The sequence below is a fragment of the Nocardia miyunensis NBRC 108239 genome (assembly GCF_001613065.1).
In the GTDB taxonomy this organism is placed as follows: domain Bacteria; phylum Actinomycetota; class Actinomycetes; order Mycobacteriales; family Mycobacteriaceae; genus Nocardia; species Nocardia miyunensis.
Genome location: NZ_BDBQ01000110.1, coordinates 40768 through 49721 on the forward strand (window position 1 = coordinate 40768; position 8954 = coordinate 49721).

The following is an 8954-nucleotide window of genomic DNA, read 5'->3' on the forward strand; positions in this document are numbered from 1 at the left end:
TCACACCCCTGCGGTGAGGGCCCGGTGCGCTACCTGCTCGGCGTCGTAGGTCCGCAGTTCCAATTGGTCGTAGATGGCGACGATCCGGTCGCCCTGCTGCCCCGGCGAGAGCTGGGTCGAGCGGTATAGCTGCCCGGCCTCCCGGGCGCCCTCGCGGACCTGCCGATTGCGTTCGATACGCAGCTCCTCGTAGCGGCGCAACCGCGCTGGAATATCTGCGGCACAGGCATTTTCGAGTAGCACGGCGAGCGTGACGGCGTCCTCGACGGACTGGTTCGCGCCCTGCCCGAGGTGCGGGGTCACCGCGTGGGCCGAGTCGCCCAGCAGCGTGATGCGGTCGGTGGACCAGCGCGCCATGGGCTCGCGGTCGTAGATTCCCCAGCGGAAGGTGCGGTCCATGACCGCGATGACGTCCCGGACCTGCCGGTGCCAGCCGTCGTAGGCCGCGGCGAGGGCGGCGACATCGCCCGGCGCACTCCAGCTTTCCTCGATGTCCAGGTCGGTGGGGACGAACGCGACGAGGTTGAGCAGCGCCCCGTCCGACACCGGATAGGTCAGGAAGCTCTGCCCGGGCCCGACCCACAGCGACCACAGGCCCATGTCGTAGATGCCGTCGAGGCGGTCGGCCGGGATGAGCCCGCGGTAGGCCATGATTCCCTCGCTGACCGGGTCGCTCTTCATGCCCACCAGCGGCTGGATCGCCGAGTGGATGCCGTCGGCGCCGATCAGCAGGTCCGCGCGCTCGTGTGAGCCGTCGGCGAAGTCGATCCGCACCCCGTGGTCGTCCTCGACTGCGGCCACGCACTCACGGCCGAGCCGGACCGTGCCGGGTGGCAACGCGGCCACCAGCAGGTTCTGGAATTCCGCCCGGTGCAGGGAATACGTCTCCGACGCCGGATACGGCGGCCGGTACCCGGGCAGCGGCTCGCCCTGCCAGGTCTGCATCGTCACCGTGGAGGCCTTTCCGGCGATGGCCGCGATGGAATCCAGCAGGCCCAGGCTGTCGTAGACCCGGGCGCCGTTGGCTCCGATCACGACCCCGGCGCCCAATTCCCGGAGTTCGCGCGCCTTCTCGTAGATCGTCACGTCGATTCCGCGCCGGTGCAGCGCGATCCCGGCCGTGAGACCGCCGATGCCGGCTCCCACGATCGCGACTCGTAGTCCACTCATGATCCGCAGCCTCTCTTTCCAGAACCCGTCCCGTCCCACTCAGCCTCTTCCCGCCGGCCCTGTCCACACCAGGACAGGTCGCTCCTAGGAGTACCGCACCCACGACAAACGGCCGGGCAGCGGAACCGGGCTAATATCGGCGCTGTGCCAGCGAACAGGTTGGGGGAGTTTCTTCGCGCCCGCCGCGCGGCCGTGCAGCCCCCGCCGGACCCGATGCACCGCAGACGGCAGACACCTGGGCTGCGTCGCGAGGAGGTGGCCACGCGCGCGGCCATCAGTTCGGACTATTACGTCCGGCTGGAGCAGGGCCGGGAACGGAACCCGTCGCCGCAGGTACTCGATGCCCTCGCGACCGCGCTGGAACTGTCGACGGCCGAGACCAGCTACCTGCACGGCCTGGTCACCCCGCCCCCGGCCACGCGAATCAAGCCGACCGGCGCTCGCGAGGAACTCAACGAATTCCTGTCGCTGGTCATGCACTCGTGGGAGTTGGGCCCGGCCTACATCGTGAATCACCGCAGCGATGTGCTGGCGAGCAATCGGTCGGCGCAGCAGCTCTTCGAACGTTTCGAGATCTCGGACAACATTCTGCGCATGCTGTTCCTGGATCCGGCCGCCCCGCGGATCTGGGCGGACTGGGACGAGTTCGCGCGGTTCTTCGTCGGCGGCATTCGCCGCATGATCGGCCCGGCCTCCGACAATGATCCGGTGACCACCGCGCTACTTGCGGACGTCTCGGCCAGGAACCCCGCGTTCGCCGAGCTGTGGAACCGGCACGAGATAGGCGTGCCCGAACAGAAGCAGAAGTGGATCCACCACGAGGAACTCGGCGAGATCAGGCTCGACTTCGAGCTGTTGGCGGCCTTGGACACTCCGCATCAGTATCTCGTGCTGCATCGAATCCAGCGGCAGTGACCGGCAGTCCGCAGACTCCTGGCCGGGGACTTGGCGTCGGTGGCGGGCATGGATGTGACGGTCCGCGCCGGGTTGTCATCGATCACGTGGCGGTGTCGAATCCGGATCGTGGTTGTGCGTCCGCGAAGTGCGGGCCGCCCCGCGAGAGGTGGTCGGGGCGGCCCGCGGTGATCGGTGAAAGGGCCGATCACGTTGTGGGGGTGGTGGTTTCCTGGTCGCGGAGGGCTGCGAGGGCGTCGATGCGGGCGAGGGCCTCGTCGATGATGCGGTCGATCAGGTCCGCCACCGTGGGCAGATCCTCGATGATGCCGGTGACCTGACCCGCGGCGAGCACGCCGGCTTGCGTATTGCCTTCGACCAGACCGGCTTTGAGCAGCATGGGGGTGTTGGCCGCCATGATGACCTGGGACCAGGTGAGGTCCTTCTGCTTACGCATGGTGAGGCCGTCGCGGATGATCGTGGACCACTTCATGCCCGTCATGGACTTGAACTTCGCGGCATTGCCGATCGCGGCGGTGAGGCCGCGCCAGCTGCCCGAATGTTCCAGGCGGTCAACGAGATCGGTGTTGAGCACGCGGTGCGGCATGCCGTCGACCTTGCGGGAGACGACCGTGTCCTGTAGGCCGCGGCGCAGGTACTCCTGCTTCACCGAATCGGGCACGCTGCTGTCCTGGGTGAGCAGGAAACGGGTGCCCATCGCGACGCCCGCCGCACCGTAGGACAGCGCCGCGGCCAGGCCGCGACCGTCGAAGAAACCGCCGCCCGCGATCACCGGGATATCGACCGCGTCCAGGACCGAGGGCAGCAGCAGGGTCGTGGCGACCGGGCCGGTGTGGCCGCCGCCCTCACCGCCCTGCACGATCACCGCGTCCGCGCCCCAGGAGGCGACCTTCACCGCGTGCTTGGCCGCGCCGATCGACGGGACGACCACCACGCCGTTGTCCTTCAGGCGCGCGATGAGCTCCTTCTTGGGCGCGAGCGCGAACGAGGCCACCTTGATACCCTCGCGGATCATCAGCTCGATCCGGTCGGGCGCGTCGGTGGCGTCGGCGCGGATGTTGACGCCGAAAGGCTTGTCCGTCTTGGCCTTCGTCTTGGCGATGGCCTCCTCGAGTTCGGCGAGGGTCATCGTCGCCGATGCCAGGATGCCCAGCCCGCCCGCGTTGGCGGTGCCCGCGACCAGGCTCGGACCGGCCACCCAGCCCATGCCGGTCTGCACGATCGGATGCTCGATACCGACCAGTTCGGTCAGCGGGGTCCGCAGCCGTGGCCGCGCCGGCCCGCTCACGACTGTACTTCCTTCTCGCGAATGCCCTTGGGGTCCAGGACATTCCGGATGATGTTCAGTTCCTCGTCGGTGGGCTGCCGGGTCTCGCCCGCCTCGGCCAGGCCCGCGATCTCGAACGAGGTGTTCTCCGCGACCTCCTCGGCGCTCACGCCGGGATGCAGCGACAGCGCGCGCAGCGTGTGGTCCGGACCGCCGAAGTCGAACACGCCCAGATTCGACACCACCCGGTGCAGGTGGTGGAACCGGTACGCCGGATTCTCGGGATCGACCTTGTCGTAACCGATTCCGGAGACGATATCCACGGTGTCGCAGAACACCCGCTTGGTGTGCCGGGGCACGAAATAGCTGGTGGGGTGGTTGACGGTATTGCCGGGAGCCCCGCGCACGCCGAACATCTGCCGCGTGGGCTGCTGCAGCGGGCCGAACGCGGACAGGTTCTGATTGCCGTAGCGGTCGATCTGGTTCGCGCCCATGACTACGTGGCGGCGACCGGAATTCACCACGTCGAACACCTTCGGGAACGGAATCCACCCCTCGACGGGAGCCTTGCCGCCGATCGGCGGCACCTCGGCGAAGAACAGCGCCTCACCGTCGGACAGCAGCAGGTCCGGTTCGAAGGTCAGCCGCGCGAGCCGGGCGCCGATGGTGGTGATGGTGGACATCGGCGAGGCCATGATTTCGCCTGCGCCACGGAAGATTTCGGCCGAGGCGATGACACAGATCTCGGCGCGGGTGACGGTGTTCGCCTCTATCACTGGTTCTGCTCCTCGTCGAAAGCCTTGACGGCGGCCTGGTATTCGTCCTCGGGCACGTCCAGATAGCGAGCCTTGAACTCGGCCCACGACTCGGGCGTCTTGGCGGCCTCCACGTAGTGGCGCTGGAACTTCTCGTCGCGCCGGTAACTGCCGGAGAAGGTGAAGTGCGCACCGCCGGGGGCCTCGACCACACCGTCGACCATCATGCGGTTGAGGATGAGTGCCTGCTGCGGAACGGTTTTCACCAATTCCTCGGTCTCCACGAGGCGATCCACCGACAGGTAGCGCTTGTCCGCCGCGAGCGCGTACAGATCGTCCATGTACGGGTCCACGCCGGTGTAGGCGGCATTGCCGTGTTTGTCGCCGAGATCCAGATGGAAGAACGCCGCGTCCAGATTCAGCGCGGGCATGGCGACGAGCGTCTCGGCCTTGCCGTCGGTGAGGTACGGCGAGGTGACCGTTTTCAGCTCACCCTCCCAGAAATCGATGACCGCGGAACCCAATCCGGCGCGCACCGGCAGGAACGGCAGCCGGGCCGCCGCGGCCTGCAGACCGGATTTGACCATGCCCTCGTCCATTTCGCGCACGGTGATCGCGCCCTCGGTGCGCGCCTTGGCGAACCACGGATCGTAGAACGGCGCGGAATCCAGGGATACGAAGCCGTAGTACGCCTTTCGTACCTTGCCCGCCGAGCACAGCAGACCCAGATCCGGGCCGCCGTAGGTGACGACGGTGAGATCGGTGACGTCCGAACGCAACAGCGCCCGCACGAAGGCCATCGGCTTGCGCCGCGAACCCCAGCCGCCGATGCCGATCGTCATACCGCTGCGCAGCTCGCCGACGGCCTCGTCGAGCGTAATTCGCTTGTCGCGCATGGTTTTCTACTTCTCCTTCTGCTGTGCTGAACTCTTCTGGGCGGCCAGATCGTCGTCGAACCGCGCCCGGATCTCATCGGCCACACCCGCCAGATTCAGCTCCATGGTGAAGCCCTGCTCGAAACGGTAGGAGCGGTGCACGTCCTGCACGTCGATCCCGTTCAGCGCGCGCTTGGCGGCGCGGATGACGCGCCCGTCCTTGTTCGCGATGTTTTTCGCGACTTCCATTGCGGCGGCGTCGAGTTCGGCCCGCGGCACGACCTTGTACACCGACCCGAAGTGATGCAGCTGCTGCGCGGTGAGCTTGCCCGCGGTGAAGAACATCGTGCGCATCAGATGCTGGGGGACCAGGCGCGCGAGATGGGTGGCCGCGCCGAGCGCACCGCGATCCACCTCGGGCAGGCCGAAGGTGGCGTCATCGGAGGCGACGATGACATCGGAGTTGCCGACCAGGCCGATGCCGCCGCCGAGGCAGAAGCCGTTGACCGCGGTGACGACGGGAACCTGGCAGTCGTACACGGCCGCGAATGCCTCGAAGCAGCCGTGATTGGCGCGGATCAGCGCGGTGTGCCCGGAATCGGCGTTCATCTCCTTGATATCCACGCCCGCGTTGAAACCGCGGCCCTCCGCGCGCAACACCACCACCCGGGTCTCCGGGACGCGCCCGGCCTCGCGGATCGCGTCCGCCAGGGCGAACCAGCCGTCGGACGGCAGGGCATTGACCGGCGGGTAGTCGACGGTGACGACCTCGACGCCCGCGGTTTCGGTGTGACGGTTGATCCCCATCCCAATGGTCCCATCGTTGGCAAAACAAGCAAGTGCTTGGTAGGTTATCACGGTGGCAATAGAAGTGGACCTCTCCGGATCCGTAGTTCTCGTGACGGGCGGCGTGCGGGGTGTGGGAGCCGGGATCAGCCGGGTCTTCCTGGACGCCGGGGCGACCGTGGTGACCTGCGCGCGACGCCCGGCCGACGCTCCGGTGGAGAGTTCGGGTCGTACGGCCGAATATCTGCCCTGCGATGTGCGCGACGGCGATGCGGTGACCGCGCTCGTCGACGCGATCGTGGCCCGCTACGGCCGCCTGGATCATGTGGTGAACAACGCCGGAGGCGCGCCGTTCGCCCCCGCCGCGACCGCCAGCAAGAACTTCCACTCCAAGATCGTCGATCTGAATCTGCTTGCCCCGCTGCTGGTTTCGCAGGCCGCCAACGCGGTCATGCAGAAGCAGGCCGAAGGCGGTTCGATCGTGATGGTCTCCAGTGTGAGCGGGCACCGGCCCTCGCCCGGCAGTGCGGCCTACGGTGCGGCGAAGGCGGGCATCGACAGCCTGGTCTCCTCGCTGGCCATCGAATGGGCGCCGAAGGTGCGGATCAATTCGGTGATCGTGGGCATGGTTCACACCGAGAGCAGTCATCTGCACTACGGCGATCAGGCCGGAATCGACGCGGTCGGCGCGACGGTGCCGCTGGGACGTCTGGCCACGCCCGAGGAGATCGGCCGCTGCGCGCTGTTCCTGGCCTCACCGCTGGCCTCCTACGTCACCGGCGGCACGCTGCTCGCACACGGCGGCGGTGAGCGACCGGCCTTCCTGGACGCCGCGACCGTCAACGAACCGACCGCCGCGCAGCGTTGAAATACACCGCACCACAAGGGAAATGAGAGCAGAAATTATGGCTGACCGAGACAAGCTCTGCGCTGGACGCACCGTCATCGTGACCGGGGCCGGTGGCGGCATCGGCCGGGCGCACGCGCTGGCCTTCGCGGCCGCCGGGGCCAATGTGGTGGTCAACGATATCGGCGCGGAACTCGACGGCACCCCGCGCACGGATTCCCCGGCCGCGCGGGTGGTGGAAGAGGTTGTCGAACTGGGCGGCAAGGCCGTGGTCAACGGTGACGACGTCGCGGACTGGGCGGGCGCGAAACGCCTGATCACCCAGGCCGTGGAAACCTTCGGCGGGCTGGACGTGCTGGTCAACAACGCCGGGATCGTCCGGGACCGGATGCTGGTGAACCTGTCCGAGCAGGAGTGGGACGCGGTCGTGCGGGTGCACCTCAAGGGCCATTTCGCGACCATGCGGCATGCCGCGGAGTACTGGCGCGGGGAGTCCAAGGCCGGGAACGCCGTGGACGCGCGCATCATCAACACCAGTTCGGGCGCGGGCCTGCAGGGCAGCGTCGGGCAGGGCAACTACGCCGCGGCCAAGGCCGGTATCGCCGCGCTGACCATCACCGCGTCGGCCGAATTCGGGCGTTACGGCGTCACCGTCAACGCGATCGCCCCCTCGGCGCGCACCCGGATGACCGAGACGGTGTTCGCCGACATGATGGCCAGGCCCGAGGACGGATTCGACGCCATGGCCCCGGAGAACATCTCACCGCTGGTGGTCTGGTTGGGCAGCGCGGATTCGGCGGGTGTGACGGGCCGGATGTTCGAGGTCGAGGGCGGTAAGGTCGCGCTCGCGGATGGCTGGCGGCACGGCGTTCCGCGCGATCGCGGCGCGCGCTGGGAACCGGCCGAGGTCGGCGCCGCGGTGCGCGAGCTGATTGCCGAGGCGACGCCGCCGGAGGCTGTCTACGGCGCGTGAATCGCGCGTCACGTCTCGGGTCCGCGAGACCCGGGACGACAGCGCGGCCCGGATCGCGCGATGGCCGGACCCTTCCCCCGGCAACGATCCGGACACATTTCGGTGCCGAATATCCCTGTGCCAGTTGCGATAACTGACGGGGTCGCGACCCGCGCGGGTCGCCGGGCCCCTGGTACGCGCTCGCTGCCAGGGCCGTCGCCGCTCGGTGAACGCGGCGGCCGCCAAAACATATGCGGCGACCGGAACAAGTGGGATGTCTCACATGATCCCGCTGCGCGAGCAAACAACCCGCAGTTATGATGATCGGCATCCGTTGAGGTCCCGGATGATTCGCGACCGGGTGTAGATCTGCGCTGAACATGATGAGGGGAAGGCAAGCGCATGGCCATAGGTCGCATTCTGCGCGTCCTGACAGTAACCGGTATGGCTGCCGGTTACGGGCTGTTGGGGGCGTTCGCCGCCCAGGCGCAGCCCGCCCCGCCCTGTCCCCAGTGCAGTCCGTCGGCCCCGGGCAGTTCGGCAGACCCTGACCAGGGCATTCCCCTGAAGATCCCGGGCCGCGCCTCGACCGAGTCCCGCCCCGCGCCGCAGCCTTCCCCGCCCGTGCGGCAGTCGCCGTCGCAGTCGATCACCGCGCCGCGCCGTGCCGCGCCCGCTCATACCGCCGGTCCGGTACCGGGTCTGCCCGTGAAACCCACCCCGGCCGCCGGAGTCGAAGGTCTGGCGGGTCTGCTGGGCGTGGTGCTCGGCACGGGTTCGGCGGCGGTCGGTTCGGCCGCGGCGGGTCCCGCCGTGGGATTGGCCGGTACCGGGTCCGCGGCGGTCGGTTCGGCCGCGGCCACCACCGGTTCGGCGCTGGCCGGAACCGGGTCGGCGGCCGCGGGCGCGGGTGCCGGACTCGGCGCAACCGGTTCTGCCGCAGTGGGTTCCGCGGCCGCGGGCACCGGTGCGGCGCTGGCCGGAACCGGATCCGCCGCCACCGTGCTGCTCGCCACGTTGCTCGGAACCGGTTCCGCCGCAGTCGGTTCCGCGGGTGCGGCCACCGGCGCGACACTCCTGGGCACGGGTTCCGCCGCAGGTGCGGCGCTGCTGGGCACCGGTTCCGCCGTCGGGCCGACACTGGCCGCGATTCTCGGAACCGGTTCCGCCGCAACAGGTTCCGCATTCACCGGACTGGCCGGAACCGGTTCTGCCGCAACGGGTTCCGCGCTCGCCGGACTGGCCGGAACGGGTTCCGCCGCGACGGGTTCCGCGCTCGCCGCGCTGGCCGGAACGGGTTCCGCGCTGACCGGTTCGGCGGCGCTGGGTTCGGCCGCGGCCGCTTCCCCGCTGCTGCTTCTGCTGCTGTTGCAACCGCCGCCGTCCC

General features: G+C 68.7%; 8 protein-coding genes and 1 pseudogene. 4 read left to right on the top strand and 5 right to left on the bottom strand.

Annotated elements, in window-relative coordinates:
- The gene (locus NM2_RS40700; protein WP_067681352.1) at positions 1-1170 is read right to left on the bottom strand and encodes an FAD-dependent monooxygenase; all 1170 of its coding nucleotides are present in this window, start codon (positions 1168-1170) and stop codon (positions 1-3) included.
- 144 nt (positions 1171-1314) lie between these two features.
- Between NM2_RS40700 and NM2_RS40705 the strand changes: the two genes are divergently transcribed.
- Positions 1315-2085, top strand: a complete 771-nt coding sequence (locus NM2_RS40705; RefSeq protein ID WP_067681315.1) for a helix-turn-helix transcriptional regulator — start codon at positions 1315-1317, stop codon at positions 2083-2085.
- A 187-nt stretch (positions 2086-2272) separates the two neighbouring features.
- Here the strand turns inward: NM2_RS40705 and NM2_RS40710 are convergent, their stop codons facing one another.
- Genes NM2_RS40710 through NM2_RS40725 form a run of 4 tightly spaced genes read right to left on the bottom strand, consistent with a single transcriptional unit; the run spans position 2273 to position 5789 of the window.
- Positions 2273-3373, bottom strand: a complete 1101-nt coding sequence (locus NM2_RS40710; RefSeq protein WP_067681318.1) for an NAD(P)H-dependent flavin oxidoreductase — start codon at positions 3371-3373, stop codon at positions 2273-2275.
- Positions 3370-4128 (bottom strand): CoA-transferase subunit beta, encoded by a 759-nt coding sequence (locus tag NM2_RS40715; protein WP_067681321.1) that lies wholly within the window; start codon positions 4126-4128, stop codon positions 3370-3372. Before NM2_RS40715 ends, NM2_RS40710 begins: the two co-directional genes overlap by 4 nt.
- Complete coding sequence (locus tag NM2_RS40720; protein WP_067681324.1) at positions 4125-5003, bottom strand: CoA transferase subunit A; 879 nt, start codon at positions 5001-5003, stop codon at positions 4125-4127. Before NM2_RS40720 ends, NM2_RS40715 begins: the two co-directional genes overlap by 4 nt.
- Before the next feature lie 6 nt (positions 5004-5009).
- Positions 5010-5789, bottom strand: a complete 780-nt coding sequence (locus tag NM2_RS40725; RefSeq protein ID WP_067681327.1) for an enoyl-CoA hydratase family protein — start codon at positions 5787-5789, stop codon at positions 5010-5012.
- 52 nt (positions 5790-5841) lie between these two features.
- Here NM2_RS40725 and NM2_RS40730 point away from each other — a divergent pair, with 52 nt between their 5' ends.
- The 3 genes and pseudogenes from NM2_RS40730 to NM2_RS40740 all read left to right on the top strand — a co-directional run.
- The gene (locus NM2_RS40730; RefSeq protein WP_439956975.1) at positions 5842-6636 is read left to right on the top strand and encodes an SDR family oxidoreductase; all 795 of its coding nucleotides are present in this window, start codon (positions 5842-5844) and stop codon (positions 6634-6636) included.
- 37 nt (positions 6637-6673) lie between these two features.
- Positions 6674-7588 (top strand): SDR family oxidoreductase, encoded by a 915-nt coding sequence (locus tag NM2_RS40735; protein ID WP_067681329.1) that lies wholly within the window; start codon positions 6674-6676, stop codon positions 7586-7588.
- Between the two features lie 381 nt (positions 7589-7969).
- Positions 7970-8954 (top strand): annotated as a pseudogene (locus NM2_RS40740) (hypothetical protein); the annotation flags it as partial.